General features: G+C 66.7%; 17 protein-coding genes and 1 pseudogene. 10 read left to right on the top strand and 8 right to left on the bottom strand.

From position 1 onward, the window contains the following. From ACLN58_RS00005 to ACLN58_RS00015, 3 genes and pseudogenes are all read left to right on the top strand, one after another. Positions 1-155 (top strand): annotated as a pseudogene (locus ACLN58_RS00005) (8-amino-7-oxononanoate synthase); the annotation flags it as partial. Then, entirely contained in the window at positions 152-862 is a 711-nt protein-coding gene (bioD, locus tag ACLN58_RS00010; RefSeq protein ID WP_415853217.1) for a dethiobiotin synthase, read from the top strand. The pseudogene ACLN58_RS00005 and the gene bioD, both read left to right, overlap by 4 nt. Positions 863-936: 74 nt before the next feature. Further along, the gene (locus ACLN58_RS00015) at positions 937-2,034 is read left to right on the top strand and encodes a cytochrome P450 (RefSeq protein ID WP_415853218.1); all 1,098 of its coding nucleotides are present in this window, start codon (positions 937-939) and stop codon (positions 2,032-2,034) included. Between the two features lie 37 nt (positions 2,035-2,071). On the opposite strand, the gene ACLN58_RS00020 is transcribed toward ACLN58_RS00015, so the two are convergent. Next, positions 2,072-2,302 (bottom strand): hypothetical protein, encoded by a 231-nt coding sequence (locus ACLN58_RS00020; protein ID WP_415853219.1) that lies wholly within the window; start codon positions 2,300-2,302, stop codon positions 2,072-2,074. 116 nt (positions 2,303-2,418) lie between these two features. Here ACLN58_RS00020 and ACLN58_RS00025 point away from each other — a divergent pair, with 116 nt between their 5' ends. The 4 genes from ACLN58_RS00025 to ACLN58_RS00040 all read left to right on the top strand — a co-directional run bounded on the left by ACLN58_RS00025 (position 2,419) and on the right by ACLN58_RS00040 (position 7,565). Continuing rightward, a complete protein-coding gene (locus ACLN58_RS00025; protein ID WP_415853220.1) occupies positions 2,419-4,896 on the top strand; it encodes an ATP-binding protein in 2,478 nt (825 codons plus the stop codon). Between the two features lie 136 nt (positions 4,897-5,032). Further along, positions 5,033-6,154, top strand: coding sequence for an FAD-dependent monooxygenase (locus ACLN58_RS00030; RefSeq protein WP_415853221.1), 1,122 nt, complete (start codon positions 5,033-5,035; stop codon positions 6,152-6,154). A gap of 306 nt (positions 6,155-6,460) precedes the next feature. Next, positions 6,461-7,399 carry a 5'-3' exonuclease gene (locus tag ACLN58_RS00035; RefSeq protein ID WP_415853222.1) on the top strand — a complete coding sequence of 313 codons (939 nt, stop codon included), beginning with the start codon at positions 6,461-6,463 and terminating at the stop codon, positions 7,397-7,399. A 25-nt stretch (positions 7,400-7,424) separates the two neighbouring features. Continuing rightward, positions 7,425-7,565 (top strand): hypothetical protein, encoded by a 141-nt coding sequence (locus ACLN58_RS00040; protein WP_415853223.1) that lies wholly within the window; start codon positions 7,425-7,427, stop codon positions 7,563-7,565. Between the two features lie 223 nt (positions 7,566-7,788). Here the strand turns inward: ACLN58_RS00040 and ACLN58_RS00045 are convergent, their stop codons facing one another. Genes ACLN58_RS00045 through ACLN58_RS00060 form a run of 4 tightly spaced genes read right to left on the bottom strand, consistent with a single transcriptional unit; the run spans position 7,789 to position 11,497 of the window. Further along, positions 7,789-9,030, bottom strand: coding sequence for an NAD(P)/FAD-dependent oxidoreductase (locus ACLN58_RS00045; RefSeq protein ID WP_415853224.1), 1,242 nt, complete (start codon positions 9,028-9,030; stop codon positions 7,789-7,791). Between the two features lie 6 nt (positions 9,031-9,036). Next, positions 9,037-9,357 (bottom strand): 2Fe-2S iron-sulfur cluster-binding protein, encoded by a 321-nt coding sequence (locus ACLN58_RS00050; RefSeq protein ID WP_415853225.1) that lies wholly within the window; start codon positions 9,355-9,357, stop codon positions 9,037-9,039. Positions 9,358-9,374: 17 nt separating this feature from the next. Further along, the gene (locus ACLN58_RS00055; protein WP_415853226.1) at positions 9,375-10,637 is read right to left on the bottom strand and encodes a cytochrome P450; all 1,263 of its coding nucleotides are present in this window, start codon (positions 10,635-10,637) and stop codon (positions 9,375-9,377) included. Positions 10,638-10,654: 17 nt separating this feature from the next. Continuing rightward, the gene (locus tag ACLN58_RS00060; protein WP_415853227.1) at positions 10,655-11,497 is read right to left on the bottom strand and encodes an SDR family oxidoreductase; all 843 of its coding nucleotides are present in this window, start codon (positions 11,495-11,497) and stop codon (positions 10,655-10,657) included. A 152-nt stretch (positions 11,498-11,649) separates the two neighbouring features. On the opposite strand from ACLN58_RS00060, the gene ACLN58_RS00065 reads away from it, so the two are divergent. Beyond that, a complete protein-coding gene (locus ACLN58_RS00065; RefSeq protein WP_415853228.1) occupies positions 11,650-12,063 on the top strand; it encodes an HtaA domain-containing protein in 414 nt (137 codons plus the stop codon). Further along, the gene (locus ACLN58_RS00070; RefSeq protein ID WP_415853229.1) at positions 12,056-12,973 is read left to right on the top strand and encodes a LysR family transcriptional regulator; all 918 of its coding nucleotides are present in this window, start codon (positions 12,056-12,058) and stop codon (positions 12,971-12,973) included. The genes ACLN58_RS00065 and ACLN58_RS00070 overlap by 8 nt, the downstream gene beginning before the upstream one ends. A 72-nt stretch (positions 12,974-13,045) precedes the next feature. On the opposite strand, the gene ACLN58_RS00075 is transcribed toward ACLN58_RS00070, so the two are convergent. From ACLN58_RS00075 to ACLN58_RS00085, 3 genes are all read right to left on the bottom strand, one after another. Then, positions 13,046-14,503, bottom strand: a complete 1,458-nt coding sequence (locus ACLN58_RS00075) for an MFS transporter (RefSeq protein ID WP_415853230.1) — start codon at positions 14,501-14,503, stop codon at positions 13,046-13,048. Further along, positions 14,496-15,461, bottom strand: a complete 966-nt coding sequence (locus tag ACLN58_RS00080; RefSeq protein WP_415853231.1) for an isocitrate lyase/PEP mutase family protein — start codon at positions 15,459-15,461, stop codon at positions 14,496-14,498. The genes ACLN58_RS00075 and ACLN58_RS00080 overlap by 8 nt, the downstream gene beginning before the upstream one ends. 194 nt (positions 15,462-15,655) lie before the next feature. Then, complete coding sequence (locus ACLN58_RS00085) at positions 15,656-17,014, bottom strand: MFS transporter (protein ID WP_415853232.1); 1,359 nt, start codon at positions 17,012-17,014, stop codon at positions 15,656-15,658. Positions 17,015-18,471: 1,457 nt separating this feature from the next. On the opposite strand from ACLN58_RS00085, the gene ACLN58_RS00090 reads away from it, so the two are divergent. Beyond that, complete coding sequence (locus ACLN58_RS00090) at positions 18,472-20,025, top strand: reverse transcriptase domain-containing protein (RefSeq protein ID WP_415853233.1); 1,554 nt, start codon at positions 18,472-18,474, stop codon at positions 20,023-20,025. Positions 20,026-20,141: the final 116 nt, after the last annotated feature.

Raw genomic sequence — 20,141 nt, forward strand, 5'->3', positions numbered from 1 at the left:
CCGCCGAGTCCGGCGTCAGGGTGGGCTGCTTCCGCCCGCCCTCGGTGCCCGACGGAATCTCACGCCTGCGGCTCACGGCCCACGCCGGCCTCACCCCCGACGACATCGACCGCGCCTGCGCCGTGCTGGCGAGCCGGCTGAAGGAAGCCCTGTGAATTTCGCTTCAGGAGACATCCCCAGTGTCATCGTCGTCACTGGGACGGACACCGGCGTCGGAAAGACCGTGACGACCGCGGCCCTCGCGGCCGCGCTCCATCGGCGCGGCCGGACCGTCGCCGTGTACAAGCCGGTCCAGACCGGGAGCGCCCACGGCGACTCCGACATCGCCGAGGTGCGCCGCCTGTGCGGCGACGTCACAGCTCACGCGGGCACGGTGCTCCGCGAGCCGCTCGCCCCTCTCCCCGCAGCGGAGTTCGACCGCATTGCGCTCCCGACGGTCGCCGAGCATGCACGCCGCGTTCGCGAACTCGCCCGGGTGCACGATCACGTGGTGGTCGAGGGCGCGGGGGGCCTCCTCGTGGAGCTCGACGATTCCGGGGCGACGATCGCCGACCTCGCCCAGGCAATGGACGACGGCGGCACCCGGCCCGGCGTCGTCGTCGTCACCCGCGCGGCGCTCGGCACGCTCAACCACACGGCCCTCACGCTCGAGGCCCTCGAACGGCGCGGTCTGCGCGTCCTCGGGCTCGTCCTCGGCTTGCGGCCCCGGCAGCCCGGGCTTGCCGAGAGGGGCAACATCCTTCGGCTCGCGAGCTGGGATGTTCCGCTCGTTGGAGCGATCCCCGAGGGCGCGCCGCTCCTGGCGTCCGAGGAGTTCGGCGCGAGCTCGGCGGTGTGGCTCGCCGGGCTGGTGCCGGCATGAGCGCTGCATCTCTCAGTGCCGCAGCTCCCAGTGCCGCATCTCCCAGTGCTGTACCCCTCACCGCCTATCACGTCGTGCGGGACCCGGGTCTCGCGCGGGAGGTCCTGCACCGGCCCCAGGACTTCAGCCCTGCGAACGCGCTCGTCGCCGTCACGCCCCTTACCGGGGCGTCGCTGCGCGTCTTGCAGCGCGCGCGGTTCGCGCTCCCGCCGATCCTGGCCAGCAACGACACCGACTCGCATGCCGGCATTCGCAAGGTGGTCGCTGGCTTCTTCACCCCGGCAACGGTCGCGGCGATCGAGCCGCGCATCCGCGAGCTCGCCCGGGAGTCGGCGCGGACGGCGGCCGCGCTGAGCCTGTCCAGTGGCGCCCTGGGAGACCGCATCGACCTCGTTGACGCCGTGGCCGCGCTGCCGCCCGCGATACTCATGCTCGAACTGCTCGGCATCGACGTTCCGGGCGACGAGCTCGCTGCGCTCAAGGCGTGGAGCAGGGAGTCACTCGAGCTGTTCTGGGGCTGGCCGGATCCGGACCGCCAGCTCGAACTCGCCCACAGCGCCGCCGAGTTCTACGACTGGCTGCGGGATCTGGTGGACCACTCCGTGGTGTCGCCGTCGCGGAATCTGTTCGGAGCGCTCGATGCGCACGGCCTCTCGAATCCGGCGATCTGCTCGCTCGGCTACTTCCTGCTCATCGCGGGCCAGGAGACCACGACCCAGCTCATCAGCACCGTGCTGTTCCGGGTGTTGGAGGGCTCGTGCTCGGTCACGTGGGCGGAGGCCTCCGATCCGGCGCTCGCTCGAGAGGCGGTCCGGCGGGTCCTCGCGACCGAGTCGTCCGTACCAACGTGGCGCCGCGTGGCCGCCCGGGAAACCGAGCTCGGCGGGGAAACGATCCCCGCCGGCGCAGAGATCCTTCTCGAACTGACCGGCAACCATCGGCTGGCCGCTTCGGGGCGCCCAACCGACTACGGTCTCGCGTTCGGCTCAGGTATCCACCGCTGCCTCGGCGCGAAGCTCGCGGAACTCGAGGCCGCCGTCGTCGTCCACGAAACCGCCGCCGCACTCCCGCGCGTCCGCCTTGCCGACCCGGCCCCCGAGTGGATTCGCCTTCTCTCGTTCCAGGCGCCGCGCATGGTCACCGTTGAACGGGTGAATCTGGAGGCAACGTGAGGTCGTCGTGCGGCCTTGTGACGGTGGACGACGCGCATCAAAAGTCCTCAGGCAGCCGCGGCGCGCGCACGGCCATGAGCTGGCGCAGGTCCTCGTTGCGGCGGTCGAAGGACTGGTCGATCTCGGCAGCTGCGGCCCAGGACCGCCGCAGGCTGTCGCGGAGTCGCTCGATGCCGGCCTCGATGCCCCGGATCAGGAGCGCGCCGGCATGCTCGATGCGAAGCCCGCTGACACTGAGGGTCCTCTGAAGCTGCGCGATGGCGGTCATCGTCGTGCCTTTCTCTGAAATGGTGTTCCCTGTTCCTCTATTCGATCGCCTGCTGGGACCACCCACATCCGTGTTCAGTACGGATTTCCGAAGCCGGCATGTGCCATGATGAATTCATGAGCGTGGGCGAGGTTCCTGCGACTCTGCGGCACGCTGGCGTCACGCAGCGGGAACTGGACGTGCTCCGTCTGGTGGGGCTGCGGCTGCGCAATAGCGAGATTGCCGCCCAGCTATTCGTGTCTGAGCGCACCGTAGAAAGCCACGTCTCGGCATTGCTCCGCAAGCTGGGCGGGAGCGATCGGCTCTCCCTGGCCGCCGCAGCCGAGCTCTTGAACCGCGCTGGGGTCCCAGCGTGGACGCTGCCGCGACCGCTGACCTCGTTCATCGGGCGCGAGGAAGAGATGACGAGGCTGTCGGAGCTCCTCACGCTCCACCGACTCGTGACCGTCACCGGACCCGCTGGGACGGGCAAGACCCGTCTGGCTCTCGAGGTGGCCGCCAGCTCGGAGCGCGGGATTCCGCTCCTCATCGACCTCGCCTCATTGCCGCCCGAGGGGGACGTTGCGGTCTTCGTCGCGGACTCGCTCGGACTCGAGCACGGAGGCGGCAGCCTCCCGGACCGCCTCACCGAGGCCCTCCGGGAGAGCGAGACGTGGATCCTGGCGGACAACTGCGAGCACGTCGTCGAAGCCCTCGCCGAGCTGCTCCGCGAGTGGATGCCGCGCTGCCCGGCCCTGCGAGTCCTGACAACGAGCCGGCGGCCGCTTCGCGTCGAGGGCGAGTCCCTGTACGAGTTGGGCCCGCTTTCCGTGCCGTCCGAGACCGACGACCCGGACGTGGTGCTGGCATCCTCGGCCGGACGGCTGTTCGCCGAGCGGGGAGCGAGCTCGCTGGCCAGCTTCTCCGTCAACCCCGAGAATGCCGGCGCCGTGGCGGCCGTGTGCCGACATCTCGACGGTCTCCCGCTCGCGCTCGAGCTCGCAGCGGCCCGCCTTCGTGCGCTCACGCCGCAGGAACTGCTTGCCCACCTCGACGAGGCACTTCTCAGGTCGGGACCCGGCGGTGCCATCACGCGGCACAGCACCCTAGAAGCCGCCCTCCAGTGGAGCCTTGAGCTCCTCTCCGACGAAGAGCTGTTCCTCTTCGAACGATGCTCTGTGTTCCCGGCGGACTTCGACTACGGCACCGCAGAACAGGTCCTGGCCGCCCCTCCGCTCACCAGCCCCGACGTGCGCCGGTTGCTGCCCCAGCTCGTAGACCATTCCCTCGTCTCCGCGCGAACGGTCGGCGGCATCACGGTCTTCAGGATGCTGGACAGCGTGCGGCACGCGGCTGCCGCCCGGCTCGCGGAGCGCGGCGAGTCAGAGCTACTGGCCAGGCGCCATGCCCGGTACCACTTGGACCATGCTCTCGAGCTGGCGCAGGGGCTCCGTGGCCCGGACCAGCCGCGGGCACTCTCCTGGTTCGAGCAAAGGTGGCCGGATCTGCGCACCGCGATGTCTTGGACGCTCGAAAGCGGCCAGACCGCGGATGCCTGGGCTTTCCTGGCTGGCATCGGGATGGGCTGGGAGACCCTCGGGGTCCGGCGAGAGATCTTCGACTGGCTCGACCAATTGGAGAAGTCGCCGCCACCGGCGGCTCTGAACGCAGGCGCCTGCGCCGCAGCCGCCGTCGTCCTCTGTTGCCAGGACACGGGAGCGGCGCTGGACAGGGCCCGACAGGGGGCTGCGCTGGCCGCCGACGGCGACAGCGCCACCGTGGCACTGACGCAGCTGGCCTTGGGCTGGGCCTTGGGATACCACGAAGGCTCGGGGGCCGGCCAGGCCGAACTCGAGGCAGCGGAGCGGACCTTCGGTGCGTTCGGCGACCGCTGGCACCAAGCCCTCGCGTTGGAGGGCCTTGGCCTCGGCGAGGAAGCGACGCCCCGTTCGGTGGCGAGCCTCCTCAGGGCAGCAGCGCTATTCGGAGAGCACGGCGATCAGGTCAAGCGGGCCAACTGCCTGAACCAGATGGCTCATCGCTGCGTGGACGCCGGGATACGGCTGGACGAGGCGAGTGCGTGGCTCGAGGAGGCCCGTGCGCTCGCGCTGGCCACCGGCAACGAGCACGAGCTGCTGCACTCAGACCTTTTCCGAGCGCGGCTCGACCTCAGAACTGGCAACCGGGTAGCCGCGGCAGCCGGCTTCGGGCTGCTTCTTGGTGGGTTCCGGCGCATTGGGGACCGGCGATGCGCCGCCCGCTGCTTGCTGGGCCTAGGCCAAACGGCCGCGCTGCGCGGAGACTCGAGTGCGGCGGTCGGGCTGCTGACCGAGAGCGCAGGGATGGCCGCCACCACCACGGACGCCTACGAGTTGACTACCGCGCTGGCGCTGCTGGCCACGTCAGCGCTGACAAGGAAGGGCCCCCGCGCGGCAGCGGTGCTTCTTGGCGCCGCCGAGGCCGCTGCCGTCCGCCTCGACGACGCGCGCCGAGATGCCATCCCGGAACTAGACGAGGCCCGCGCGGCGCTGCCAGGGACTCTGAATCGCGAGGAGTGGGAGGCGGCGCTCGCAGAGGGTGCGCGGAGCCCGATTCCGGCGCTGCTGCACTTCTGATCCTCAAGTACGCGGTCTTCTTGTCGTAGAGGTTTTGCCATGCCGAACGACGACGAAGCGCCGCTGCGCAAGTTGCCCGTCTCGGAGTGGACCGCGCCAACAGGGTTTGGCCGCGAGCGGGAGTAGGATCGCGGGCATGCATCGGTCTTCGGTGTTGATCTGCGGTGCCGGTATCGCTGGGCCGACTCTGGCGTACTGGCTGGCGCGATATGGGTTCCACCCGACGATTGTGGAGCGCGCCGAGGATCGGCGTTCGAGCGGCAACCCCGTCGACGTCCGCGGCGAGGCCGCCCAGATTGCCAGCAGGATGGGAATCTTGCCGGGCCTGCGCGAAGCCGCCACCTTCGCGACCGGTTTTGCCTTCGTCACCGACAGCGGTCGCCCAATCGGTCCGCTGCGGCTGGGCCGGCCACGCAGTGACGAAGTCGAGGTGCCAAGAAACGACCTCGCGGCCATCATCAGCGACGCCGCTCGCGACGACACCGAATTCTTGTTCGGCGACTCGATCACCGCGCTGCGCCAGGACCCCGGCGGGGTTGAGGTCACCTTCCGCCGCACCGCCCCGCGCCGATTCGACCTGATCGTCGGCGCCGACGGACTGCACTCGAGCGTGCGTACGTTGGTGTTCGGCCCTGAGGAGGAATTCGTCCACCACCTCGGCCTGTACATCGCCACCCTGCCGCTCGATCGCCCCGCCGCCGACCCGACCACCATCCTCATGTACAACGCGCCGGGTCGTTCTCTGACCGTGCACCCGGTGCGCGGCGAAGCAGGAGTCGGCTTCATCTTCCGCGGGCCGGCCATCCCCGACCTTGGCCATCGCGACACCGAAGCCCACAAGCGGGTCGTCCTCGACGCCTACGCCGACGACAGCTGGCATCCGCCCGACATCCCGGACCTCCTGGACCGCCTGCGCGCCGTTCAGGACCTGTACTTCGACTCGATCAGCCGGGTTCGGCTGCCGGTCTGGTCGAGCGGCCGGGTGGCACTCCTCGGGGATGCGGCCTCCTGCGTGTCCCTTTTCGGAGACGGGTCCAGCCTGGCCATGATCGGAGCAGCAACCTTCGCCGAGTCTCTGGCCGCCACGCCCAACGACCACGCCGCCGCGTTCCGCGCCTATGAGACCCGCCACCGCAAGGCGAGCGGCCCGCGCCAGCGCGGCTTTGCCTTGGCCGCCGCGTTGCTGGTCCCCGCGACGCGTACCGGCATCACCGCTCGCAACCTCATCGCTGGCATGCTCCCGCGTGTGGATGGCTGAACACCGCATGATCCCGGTGGCATCACGCTCAGCGGCAGCGCTCATCGGCCCGGTATCCAGCGGACGCTACGCCGAATCGCCACCGATGGCCACGGCGATCTGCGCCCCTCCGTCGGCAGCTTCGCAGGGCGTGCCTTCCGTCGACGATGGCCACGCTTGTCGGAGGTGACCAGGGGAAGCGCCCCAGGCGGCGAGGATCGTAAGGATCGCCTGTCGCATCCACCGGGGACCCAGATGACGATGTGCAGGTCGCCCCCAAGAGCCGTTGACCATCCTGCCCACGCGGCGACCATGTCAGGATGGGCTATGACCGAGCGCCTCATGCTCCTCGACACCGCCTCGTTGTACTTCCGCGCCTTCCACGGGGTGCCCGAGTCGATCCGGCGGGAGGACGGGACGCCGGTCAACGCCGTCCGCGGACTGCTGGACATGATCGCCCGGCTCACCGTGGACTTCGGCGCCACCCACCTCGTCGCGTGCTGGGACGACGACTGGCGCCCGCGTTGGCGCGTGGACCTCATTCCCTCCTATAAGGCCCACCGGGTCGAGCGGAACGTGGCGGACGGCCCCGACGTCGAGGCCGTCCCCGCAGGCCTCGTCGCCCAAATCCCGCTGATCCGCCACGTGCTGGGCCTCGCCGGGATCGCCGTCGTCGGCGCCCCGGAACACGAGGCAGACGACGTCATCGGCAGCTATGCCGAGCATGCCACGCTGCCCGTAGACGTCGTGACCGGCGACCGCGACCTCTTCCAGGTGGTCGATGACGCCCGCGACGTGCGGATCGTCTACACCGCGCGCGGCATGAAGAACCTCGAGACCGTCACCGAAGCCGTCGTAGTGGGCAGGTACCGCGTGCTGCCCGAGCAGTACGCCGACTACGCGGTGCTCCGCGGCGACGCCTCGGACGGGCTCCCAGGCGTGGCGGGTATCGGCGAGAAGTCCGCCGCTACCCTGATCGGGCGCTTCGGCACGCTCGAGGGCCTCCTGGAAGCGGCCGAGGATCCCGACAGTGGGCTGCCGGCCCCGATGCGGGCCAAGCTCAACGCAGCCGCCGATTACCTCGAGGTGGCTCCCGCAGTGGTGAATGTGGTCCGCGACCTCGACCTCCCCGCGCTCGACGCCGCCGGGGCACGGCTCCGGGCGGTCGACGACGGCCCCCGCCTCGAGCTCGAACGGCTCGCCTCGGCGTGGAACCTCGGCGGATCGGTCAAGCGCCTGCTCGCGGCGCTCGACCGGCACGGCTGACCATCCCCGCCCCCAGGGACTTCAGGTGAGCCGCAGCGTGGGAGAAGGGCCCCAACAGGACTGCGTCTTCTGGTTCGTCCGCGAGGAGCACGAGCCGGGCCACCCGGATCTGGAGTCGTACTTCCCGCCGGGCCACTCGGCCCCTCGAGCCGACGGCGCGCTCTGACCCGCGGTCTTAATGAGCTTCGGACTTCCGCTGCATCTTTTCACGGTAGAAAACTAGATCGCCCGCCTGCTGGGGGCTTACAAACGGAACACTCGCAGGATTTGACTGATGGGGCCCGCGTTACCCCAAAGCGTTCGGGTAACTGGGTCTATACGCCTCGCAGTGCGCTCGCACCCTTGAAGCGTCCTCGCACGTGCTCAATGCGCATCGATTGGATCAAGGCTCAGGGCGTCAGGACAGGGCGGAGTCTCTCGGTGAGCGGGGCCTCGCGGTTCGCGAAGTCCGCCGGGGTAATGCTGATCCCTCGGCCGAGGATGGCCTTGACTGCGTTGAAGTCCTTCGGAGCGCCGATGGTGTCTGCGGCTAGGAGGATCCCTTCCTTGAAGTAGCCGACAACCAAGGTGTGGTCAGTCTGTTCGCGGATGACCTCTTCGTCGAACCCGGTGAGGATGCCTGCGGTCTGCAGCTTGAACTCGTACTGGTTCGACCAGAACCACGGCACGCCGCGCTCGGGGATCGGCTGCCCGAGCAGGTCGGCGGCGACGAACCGTGCATGTTCTGTCACGTTCGGCACAGACTCGAGACGGAGCCGTTCACCCCCGAGGAAGTATGAGTTCCGCTGCGAGGCGATGTCACCGACCGCATAGACGTCGGGCAGGGTGGAACGGCAGGCCTCGTCAACTACGACGCCGTTGGACACCTCGGCACCGGCCGACGAAAGCACCTCGACACGGGGAGCGACGCCGACGCCGACGACCATGATGTCGGCCGGAAGCCGTTCGCCGTTCTCCAGCATCACTGCTGTTGCCCGATCCCCATCGGTTTCGATGGCAGCGATCCGGGCTCTCGTCACGACCCGCACGCCGCGAGCTTCGTGCGCCTGTTGGAGGTGCCCGGCGAGCACTGGGCCGGCGACCCGTGCGAGCAGCCGATCAGCCGCTTCCAGCACGGTCACACAGAGGCCGAGCTTCGAGAGCGTCGACGCCGTCTCTAGGCCGATGTATCCGCCGCCGATGAGCACGGCGTGCTTCGCTTGACGCGTGAGTTCGGCGAGCCGTTGCGCGTCCTCGAGGGTCCGGACCGAGACCACGTTCCGTGCGTCTGCCCCCGGCAATTCCAGCCTCCGGGCGGCAGCCCCGGCCGCCCACACCAAAGCCCCGTAGCCTATGACCCTGCCGTCCGCGGTCGTCACCGTGTGCCCGACCGGATCAATCTGGGTGACCGTCACGGCAGTGAGGAGCTCAGCCGCTCCGCCGGCCCAGTACTCCGCCTGGCGCAGCAGTAGTTCCGCTCCGCCGACCTCGCCCAGCATGTATCCCTTGGAGAGCGGGGGGCGTTCATAGGGCAGCTGCGCCTGGGCCTCGAGCACCCCGATCCGGCCTTGGTGGCCGGACTTGCGCAGCTGGCCCACGAGCGCGACACCCGCGTGGCCGCCGCCGACGATGAGGACATCGAATCGTTCCATCAGCGTTCAGTCCTCAGTGGTCGCGACTGTGACACGCACGCCGTCGTGCTCGGGCCTCAGCTTGAGCTGGCAGCCGAGCCGGCTGTCCGGCTGGCGGTCCACGATGTCGAGCATGACAGCCTCGTCCCAGTCCGGCTCCGAGAACTTCATGCGCCAGGACTCGGCGACCCGGACGTGGCAGGTCCCGCAGTTCATCTCGCCACCGCACTCCCCCTCGATGCCCGGGATGTCATGGTTCACCGCCGTGGTCATCACCGAGTCGCCGGGCGTGAACGCTACTTCGTGCTCGACGCCGTCAGCCGGGGTGATGTACGTGATTTTGGGCATTGGTCTCGTTCCCTTCTTCAGGCGATGGCAGGTACGCGCGGCTCGAAGGCCAGCGGAAGGCTCGTCAGGCCTGTGGTGTTGGTGGAATGCACCCACTCCGGCTCTCCGGCGAGGTGCAGGTCGGGGAAGCGTGCGAACAGCTTCTGCAGGAGGACGCGCAGCTCGAGACGCGCAACGTTCCGGCCAAGACAGATGTGCTCGCCGTCGCCGAAGCCGAGGTGCGGGTTCGGATTGCGGGTGATGTCGAACTCGGTCGCGGACGGGCCGAACACCGTCTCGTCGCGGTTGGCCGAGACGACCCACCCGACCACCCAATCGCCCTGCTTGATCTGCCTGCCGCCGATCTCCAGGTCTCTGGTTGCCACGCGCAGTCGGTTCTTGGACGGGGTCACCCAGCGGATGATCTCCTCGACCGCGGTCTTCGCAGCCTTGTCGTCTTGCAGTAGCGCAGCCTGCTCGGGGCGCTTCGCAAGCTCCATAATCGCGATCGCGGCAGCATTGCGGGTCGTCTCCAGGCCGCCTGCCACGACGGTGAAGCCCATGTTCCCGGCTTCCCGCTCGCTGAGAAGCTTTCCGCGGTAGTCCTTGTTCGCAATGAGGGTCGCGAAATCGCCGCCGGACTTGCCGCGGCGGGCGAGCACATGGTGGGACATGTAGTCGTTAAGCTCGCCCATAGCGTCGGCGATCATCGCGTTGTAGTCGGTCGCGTTCGGGTCTCCCCAGCGGGGATCGTCGGGGTGCAGCATCCGCAGCGTGATGCCGCGCACCTTCTGCCAGTCCTCGCGCGGCACATCCATCAGGCTCAGGAAGAGCCGGACGGGCAGCAGCGCGGCGATCTGGGTGACCCCCTCCGCCCTCCCGTCTCCGGAGATCTCATCGAGAATCTCGTCGACGATCCGGTCGCAGTCTTGATGAAACTTCGCGACGGCAGGGACGCTGAAGTGCGGGTTGAACGGAGCACGCAGTGCCTGATGCTTCGGCGGGTCGAGCACGACGAGATTGACGTCGTACCCCATCTTGTACCGCTCCTCTTCGGTGAGGTCGCGGCCGTTGGGAGGGATGTGGGTGCCCGCAGCGCTGGAGAAGTTCTCCGGTTCCTGGAGCAGGCGGAGGCAGTCCTCGTAGCGGGTCAGCGTCCAGAACCCGCGCGAGTACCCTGGCGCATCCGTCCAATGCACGGGGTCCTCCTCGCGGAGCTGCTTGAGCACGGCGTGGAACTCGGTGCCGGCGAAGAACTTGGGATCGACGAGCTTTGCGTCGATGTCCTCAGGCAGTGTCATGGCGTTCTCTCCTTTGGTCAGTATCCGCGGTAGCCCTGGACCCAGAGCTGGTTGCGGGCCTCGAGGTACTCGATGGGGGCGGGGTGTGTGAGGCAGTAGGGGTCGTTGTGCACGATCGCCTCGACGACCTGCTTGCCGACGTTCTCGGCCGTCTTGGGTTCGTTGTGGGCCCATTTCGCATCCCGGACCTGGACGTAGGCGATGCCCTGAGACAGGTCCTCCCCAGTTTCCAGCTTCCGGATGTCCCGGCTGCGCTCGCCGATGCCGGTCGTGATCTGGCCGGGGTACAGCACGGTGACGCCGAAGTCGTCGCCATGGTCGATCAGCTCCTCGCGGAGGGTGTCGCTGAGGCCATCGACGGCATGCTTCGCGGCCGTGTACAGGCCGTGGCCAGGCGTGAGTGACGTGGTCGCCATCGACGAGGTGTTCAGGATCTGCTTGCGGCCTTCCTGCTCCCGCATCCGCGGAAGGAACGCCATGACGCCATTCACGACGCCGAAGTAGTTCACCTCGGTCATCCAGCGGAAGTCCGCGAGCGTCGCGTTCCACACTGCACGGAAGGGCCGCCAAGTAACACCGGCGTTGTTGTGGAGGATGTCGACCCGGCCGAACTCGCTGAACGCCTCGTCCGCCAGCGACTCGACCGCGGCGTAGTCGGTGACGTCGAGCTTGCGGGAGCGGGCCGTGCCGCCCGCCGCGCTGATCTCCTCCGCCGCACCGGCCGCAGCGTCGCCGTCGAGATCGGCGATGAGCACCCTGGTGCCCAGACGCCCCAGCTCGAGGGCAATCGAGCGGCCGATCCCGTTCCCAGCACCCGTGACGACGGCGCTCGCGCCGTCGAACTTCATTTCCGTGACCACTTTGAATGAGTCCTCTCCACTCGACGGTGCATCCTCTTTGATGCGACTTACCGGCGAGCCGGTCTCCCTGTACTGTATGGAGGGCCAACCATGCTTCACTAGCATGTAGCTATACTTTTCAATACGATTTGTGAATAACGAGGGAGTCGCTCGTGAAACTGATCTGGCCCATCCGGCGCAGCTTCGTCGGTTATGTCCGCGGCAGCGAGGGAACCGTGGCCCTCGGCGACGGCGCAGAGGAGACCGAGGAGGGATTTGTCTTCCAGGGCATTCCCAGGTCCTCGCTTGCCTTTGTCGGGAGCGTGCACTTCCAGGCGCACGGCGGAATGCTCGACGTGTTGATCGGCGATCCGGCCTTTGCCATCGACGGCGAGGTCGGGACGCTGAGCATCACAACCGGCCCGGGCGCGGCACGCAACACGATTGCGAGGCTCACTGGGATCCGCGACGGCGACCCGGCAAGCGGGCAGCTACTCCTGACGTACGAGGGCACCCGGCTGCTGGGAGACGTCTACGAGCCCGGCTCGCCCCTCGACCCATTCCGGATCGAGCACGACGATGCTTGACATCGTCAAGCTCGAGCAGTTCACCGTGCTCGCCCGCCATGGCAGCTATACGTCCGCAGCGGCGGCGCTGCACGTGTCGCAGCCCACGCTCACGCGCACCGTCCAGAGCCTCGAGCACACCCTTCAGGCGAAGCTGCTCGATCGGGGCCGCAACGGCGTTGCCCTGACCGAGATCGGCACCGAGTTCCTGCAGCACGCAGAGGACCTCCTCCGGCACGCAGTCAGCATCGAGGCCGACATCGCCGACCGCTCGCGGGGCATCAAGGGCACCGTCCGCTTCGGCGCCGGACCTGCCATCGGCGGAGTCATCGCGCCGGACGTGGTGCAGTCCGTCGTCGAAAGCGGGCACGAGGTAACGCTGAGCATCGTGCTCGCCCGGGCACAGGCCATGTACTCGATGATGCTCGACGGCGACCTCGACTTCTTCATCTCCCGCGCACCCAACCCCGGCTGGAGCGACAAGCTCCAGTCGACCGTGCTCGGCTACGCCCGGACCGAATTCTGGGTGCGTCCCGCGCACCCTCTGGCGGCACAGAAGCGCGTGACGTTCACCGACGTCGGGAGCTTCCCCCGGGTGTGCGGCACCGCGTGGAACGAGCTGCTGTCGGCCCGGACGTCTCCCGAGCTCGCCAAGCTCGTTTACGCCACCATCGAGGTCGACGACTCGGGCATCATGAATCGGCTCGCCCAAGACACGGACGCCGTGCTCATCTCGTACCTCGATCCCGGTCTCGATGGCATGGTCCGCCTCGAGATCGCCGACCGCGGCGAAGAACTCGGCGATCAGCCGGTCATGCTCAGCAGGCCTGCGCACCGCACCCTCTCGCCGGCTGTCCGCTACGTCATGAGGCTCGCGGCCGACCGCGCACGCGCGTCGTATTCGCTGGAAGAGGTCAAGCACCCCTGGTGATCCTCGGGGAAGAACTGCGGGGCAATCCGGCGGCTGTGCCCGCTGGCGCCACCGACCTCACCTCAGAATCCCTCAGTCTCCGGCATGGCCGGCCGCAGGAATCCTGGCGGAGTCGCCCGCGTAGTCGACCTCCTGGACTCGACGTGGCCGCCGTCGCGGCACCAGCAGACCGATTCCCGCGCCGGCCAGTCCAGCCGACGCGCACGCGATCAGTCCCACCGTGAACGCCGCCGAGGTCGGCCCGCCCTGCACCGCGAGAATCGCCCCCGGGATCGCCGCGCCCGCCGATGTGCCGAACGTGCGGATCTGCGCATTGAGCCCGTTGGCCGCGGCGATCTGGGCGCGCGGCACCGAGGCCATGATGACCTGCGGGAAGGCGGAGAACACGAACGCAAAGCAGACGCCGACCACGATGTTCACGACGACGATGACCCAGATGCCCGATGGGGCGAATGCCGGTGCCGCAATCGCCGCCGAGCCGATCCCTGCACCGGTGATGAGCATGGCCTGTGGACCGGCCAATCGGCCCATGCGGGCCACGAACGGGGTTGCCAGCATCTGGGAGAGCGCCGCGGCCATCATCACGAGCGAGGCGGTCAGCGGATCCACGCCGAGGCCCATAAGACGCGGCTCGGTCATGAGCTGCGGGAGGACGACGTTCGAGCCCATGTTCGCGAAGTTGATCAGCAGCGCGGCCGAGTTCGTGAACAGCACCGGTCGCCGCAGGGCCACGCGCACGTCGATCAGCGGCTGGGGCGTACGCAGCATCCAGGCGTTCGAGAGAAGGAGCGCGACGACGCCGGCACCGATCAATCCCAGCACAGGTTCGGACGACCAGCCCCATTCCATGCCTTGGGCAATGGCTGTCAGGAGCGCCGCCGAACCGAGAAGGGTGCCGGCGGCTCCGAGGAAGTCGAACCGTCCGGCCGGCGGGCCGGCGCGCTGCGGCACCGCCGCTGCCAGCCACGCCGAGCAGCCCGCCCCGAGCAGGGCGCACAGCCAGAACACGACGTGCCAGTCGAACCACCGCGCGATCGCCGCGCCGATCGGCATACCGAATGCCGCACCGCCTCCGAGCATCCCCGATGCGAGCGCGATCGCTCCCGGCAGGCGCTCCGGTCCCACAACATCCCGCATGATCGAGACGGACAGCGGGACGACGCCGATCGCGATGCCCTCCACGATCCGGGCAGCGATCATCACACCGGCATCCGAGGTCAGGGCGGCCGTGATCGAGCCGACGGTGAACACGACCATGACGGCGACCGCTGCCCGCTTGCGCCCGTAGAGGTCTCCTGCGCGCCCGCTGATGGGAGCGAATCCGGCCGCCCCTGCCGCAGCACCCGTGACGACCCACGCGGTCAGCCCGCGCGGCGCGCCCAGGAGCGCGGGAAGCTGCGACTGGAGGGGGATGACGACGGTCTGCAGCAGGCCCGCCGTCAGACAGGCTCCCACAAGCGCCGCGACCGTCGAGCGGCTGGAGTCGCCGGACGGTCGCGTGCGTATCGCCCCCGCGGAGCACTCAGTCATCGACATTCGGGTTGTTGGCGTAGTCCCTCTGCATCGACCCTGGGAGGTACTTCTCCTCGTAGCCCCGGACGTCCTGGTAGCTCGGCCTGACGAACCTGTCCCCGGGTCCGACGAAGAGGTCGGTCCCCTTCAGCGTGTGGTGCTTGGCCATGTAGTCGGCGAGAGGCTCCGAACTGCCGTTCTCCCTGATGTCGAGCAGCATCTTCCACGGCTCGATGACACCCGGATAGATGAACGGCGTGACCTCGATCGACTGCCCCATCCCGGTGAGCTCGGCAAGACCCGGCCTGGTGTTCAGATTGGACGAGGGTATGACGTACGCGGGCGTGCCTGGGGTAGCCGCGAGCGCCTCACGGATCTGCTCCCACGTGTGCAGGCCCTCATAGAAGACGACGTCGGCGCTGGTCTCCTGAGCATAGAGGCGACCGCGCCGAATGGCCTCTTCGAGACTGCCGCCGCCTGCCCCATAGCCATCAGTGCGGGCGACAATGACGAAGTCGGGGTCGAGTTCGTCGCGAGCATCGCACGCTGCGTTCAGGCGGCCGATCGCGACCTCGTCATCGACGAGCGCGATGCCTGTCTGGCCGCCGGCCTTCTTCGGGTCGGCCTGGTCCTCGATGTGGATGCCGGCCACACCCGCCCCGATGAATTCCTGGACCGTACGGCGGATGCTAGCCGGCCCTGGGCCATACGCCGTGTCCGCGTCGCAGAACACGGGGATGTCGACGGAATCGGCGACCCGCTTGCAATGCGCCACCACCTCGGTCATGGTGAGCAGGCCGACGTCCGGCACGCCGTACCAGAACGCGGTCATGCCACCGGACACCTCAAAGGCCTCGAATCCCGCGGCCTCTGCCATCTGCGCGTGGATCGGCATGATGCCGAACGGCATGATGACCGTTTCAGGGCGATGGAACAGCGCCTTGAGCCTCGTCGTCTTCTTCTGGGTGATGGTCACCTGAGTCCTCGCTCTCGCCGTCGAATGGGCGGCGCCAATGCAGCGCCGCCGGTTCAACGCTAGGGATCGGAAGGCGATAGGGCCAATGCATCTTAAGTGGTACTTGAATTCATCTGGTGCATGGAATGGAGGAGCGCATGCGAGAGCCGCGCAGCCCTCCGACCACGCGGTTCTCGCCCTTCGGCTTGCTTCGCTCAAGCCTCGATCACCGACGCCGCGATGGGCTCTGCCGCTCGCGAGCCGAGATTGCGACCCGAACGGAGGTCGCCGGCGCCCGGCAGGAGCCGCTGGACGGTGAACAACGCCATCCCGACCACGAACAGCCCCGCGCCGAGCCAGATGGCGCCCGTGTAGGAACCAGTCCGGTCGATGATCTGCCCGAATGCAATCGGGAAGAGGAGCCCGCCGATCCCGGACGCGATGTACGAGACCGCGAACAGGGTCCCGAACCGCGAACGCGGATACTCCCGCACGACGAAGTACGCAATGATGTCGCCCTCTGCGCCCTGATTGACGCTCACCAGGATCGCGCCCAGACCCACCAGCACCACGGGCAGCAGCCTGGCCTGGGTGAGCAGCAGCGCTCCGATCAGGGAGATGCCGAGGAGGATGTACGCCGCCTTGTACCTGGATACGACGTCCAGCAGGAAACCACCGCCGAGTCGGCCTGCCACCGCGCCGACGCTGAACACACTTGTGATCACGGTGGCCGCCACCACACCCAGACCACCGTCGAGCAGGATGGGCGCCATATTCGAGAGGAACGCGTTGGCCGCCCCGGCCACGAACAGGTTCGCGAACATGAGCGCCCAGAATCTCGGCATCTTCAGCACGTCACGGACCGTCCGCCCGTCGCCATCGAGCGGGACTTGACCTTCGGGCGCGACTCCTGCGTCGGCCTCTTCCACGGCCGCGGCCGCAGACACCTGGACTCCCTCACCAGGCATCGGCTTGACGATGCCGAATAGCACGGCCGGGATCGCGATGACCAGCGAGAAGGCCGCGAGGACAAGATAGCCGGTGTGCCATCCCCATGAGTAAACCGCCCAGCTCACAAGCGGCACCCCTGCGAACGGCATCAGGGTCCCTCCTGCGCCGACCAAGCCGAACGCCGTCCCGATGCTCTTCTCGAACCACGGAACGATGGCCCGGTTGAGAACGACAAGGTAGCCGAATGATCCGAAGAAACCGATGAAGGCGGCCACCGTGTAGAAGAGGAACAGGTTCGAAGGAATAATCGCGAAGACCACCAGCAGGATGGTGTAGGCAACAAGGCCGAGGCCAGCTGTCAGCTTGACACCGCGACGGTCGGCGACGCGGCCAGCGATGACGGAGAAGACGCCGAACATCAATGAGAGCCACGGAGAGATCAGCACCTCGGTGGTCGTCCAGCCCGTAGCCGCGATCGTCGGCTTGATGAACACGCTCGCCGTCGTGAGCATGAGTACTGGACCCGCACCGTAGGCGAACGCCGCGGCGAAGGCTGTCCGGCCGCCTCCGCCGCCCCATTCGCGCTTGGCCGAGGGCCGCTGCCCTGACGTCCCCGCGGTCACACGAGGCCCCAGATACCGAAAGATGGAGTCATGGCACTTGCGCTCCTTTGCGCTCTGACTGATGGGTGCGCGGGTGCAGCAAGATCAACAACCGGCGCCCGCTTCCACGAATGTAAGAGGCATCACAATCCCACGTCCAATGCAATCAATCCCTTGATCCGATACGCGTGGTGCATAGATGTCGTGGCAGAGGCTACGTTGGGCCCGAGTTTCAGGACCCGCGGAGCCACTGAGCGTTTCCGATGATTCATCTGAGCGATAACTGCACTCTCTGGCCCAACTGACGACCCAAACGCCACCGGCCCGAGGGGCACCAGCCATGCCCAGATGCTCAATTGCGCAGTGAAACCCCTCGCACGAGCAGGTCGCGGGCTTCCTTCCTCGTCAATTTCGTCGCACTGGGTGCACCCAAACGCCCCATCACCCAGAACCGCTGTTCCGCGGGGCAATAGGGTGGTTCGAGGCCTTTCGCAACGGTTCCGTGCAACGATCTAGAGCTGGTGCAGCGTCGGCTGAACTAGTTGGCGGATCGATCTCGCCGCGCATGGCAAAGGTCTTCGGAAAGGGCATACATGCCGCTGGACTGCAACTTGCTCGGCGTCCGCCGAACAGATCGTGAGCCTCCGCGGCCTAGCATCCGAGGAAGCTGCAAGTCGCGAACAGCGGAAATGGACGGCCTATCTGCAAGTACTTGCAGATAGGCCGTCCGCTTTTTGCAAATAGAGGATCAAACTTGCAACTAGACCTCTATCTCACACTCTCTCTCTCAGAAGGCCCAGTTCTTGCCCGTGAAGTCGGGAGGCGCGGAATCCTGCGGGTTCGGCAGTGCTTCCGCCCATTCATGCCTTCTACGTGCCACTCGCAACGAGAACCGCGTCAATTCGCACGCGAAAGAGCCACACGCGGTATCAGTTTACTCGCTCCATGCTTCTAAACGCCGGACAACCACAGCAGAGCAGCCCAGGCTCCACCTTGACCCCCAGGTGCCCGGATCACCCCTCTAACCGCCCTTGACCAGAGGTTTTGGCTTTCACGGCTGCGCTCCATGAGTCACGTTTTGCAGGTTTTGCAGGCTGTAGGTCACCGAGTGGTCCACTTCAAACGTCACCCGCACTTTCAGCCGACCAACGGGATCGCCGACGCAGCTTATTGAATGAGTCGCTCCCGGACTCGGTCTTACCCTGAGCCTGGGAGCACCTGCCGGCTGAAGCCGAGGAATAACATCAACACACCCGGCGTAGGTAGACCAGCGGCGCACCTCCGCGCCGGTAGACTCCGGCCTAGGTCCCCAGTGGGACTAGGCATCGAGCCGGTTTGGAGCAGATCACGGTTGATCACCGCCTGCCTCCACTGGGGCCGTCGTCGCAAGTCGGCTGCCCGCATGGTGCACATTTTGCCTGGACTCGAAGCTGACGCTGGGGCTGAGCATACTGCGCAGCCCCAGCACGTTATCGAAGATGAGGGAGGTGCTCATGTGGTGGAAGCTTGATGAGCATGTCCGGGGAGCGTCCGTCCGGCTCATCAAGGAGCATGAGACATACGCGAAGTTCGTCCACGATGAGAACGTGAGGCGCCGCAGGCGCAGCACGGAAGCCCCGACGATCCTTCCGGTTCGCCGCCCTGAGACGTGGAATCTCGATCCGGGCTTTAACCCCTACGTCGTTCGCTCCCACCACAAACGCATCGCCCATGCGATCACGGAGCGACTCAGAGACCGCGCCTACTCACCCAGGCCTCCAGCCGGATTCAGCGTACCCAAGCCTTCGGGCGGCAAGCGCGTCGTCAGCACCTTTCAGATCGCAGATGAGGTGGTCTCCAACCGTCTACTGAGATCTCTCACGAGGAAGAACCTTCCACGGATAAGCGCCCGCGCCTACGCTTACAGGCCGGACCTCGGTCCGCACGACGCGATCTCATACGTCTCGACTGAGTTCAGAAGGGAGCACCGACTATTCGTCGCCGAGTATGATTTCAGCAAGTTTTTTGACACGGTTGATCACGGATTCCTGCTGGAAACACTCGACACGATGGGAATCACGAGGACACCGCTTGAACAGTATGTGATCGAACGCTTTCTTGAAGCCCCTGAACCTTACCTCACGGCAGCAGACAAATCTGTAAGTAAACCATCGCGCACGCAAGGGATCCCCCAAGGAACCTCACTTAGCCTGTTCCTTGCCAATGTTGCCGCGTCTCAGCTCGATCGCGCTCTGGAGAGGCTTGGCGTGGGTTTCGTTCGCTACGCAGATGACACTCTCATTTGGAGCACGGACTATGGACGCATCGGCGAGGCCGCCTCCATCCTTCACGATGCATCAAGCCATATCGGCTCGCCAATCAACTCCGAGAAAAGCCTTGGCATACGGCTCCTCGCCAAGGAGGAGACAGCGCATGTCGAGATGTCCTCAACAAAGCACGTGGACTATCTCGGGCACCGACTTGGATTGCGCAACGTAAAGATGAAAGATGCCTCGGTCGACCGGATTAAGGACAGAATCGGCGATCTGATTTTTACCAACCTGCTTTTAGAGCCGCTCAAGGGAACGCAAGAACCAAGTCGTCTTAGTGATGTTGATCGAGACTATGCAACTCTGATTTGGCAGCTCCGGCGCTATCTCTACGGCCCCTTGTCCGAAAAGGATATCCGACGGTTTCAGACAGGCGCTATACCGCCGATGTCCTTCGAAGGAGTCATGTCATTCTTTCCCTTAATAGACGACGAAGACGGTCTCCGAAAGCTTGATGCATGGATCGCGGCGCGTATCTGGCTTGCGATGCGAAAACGTTCGCGCCTACTCCGAGCCGGCGGCTTAACCGTCCCGCGCCCTCATTCGCTTGACAGGGCTCAGCTCATCGGCTTCACGTCAAAGTCTTCCCGCACGGGCGACATAGTAGATTTGAGGATGCCAAGCGTCCGCAAGATCGCGAAGGTCATCCGACTGGCCGTGTCTACTCACGGTCTCGGTGTTGTCTCAGGCCGTGCACCTCTGTACCTCTACTCCGAGGATTAATGACCGGTGCGGTCAGCTCAGGGACGAGCATGACGCTCTTGCCCTTTCCCATGGGGCAGTGCGCGGGCGGGCCGGAAACGCTCGACCGACCCGTGCGTGGCAGCCCGTGTCAGCGA

Origin of the sequence: Sinomonas sp. G460-2, assembly GCF_047759905.1 — a bacterium.
In the GTDB taxonomy this organism is placed as follows: Bacteria; Actinomycetota; Actinomycetes; order Actinomycetales; family Micrococcaceae; genus Sinomonas.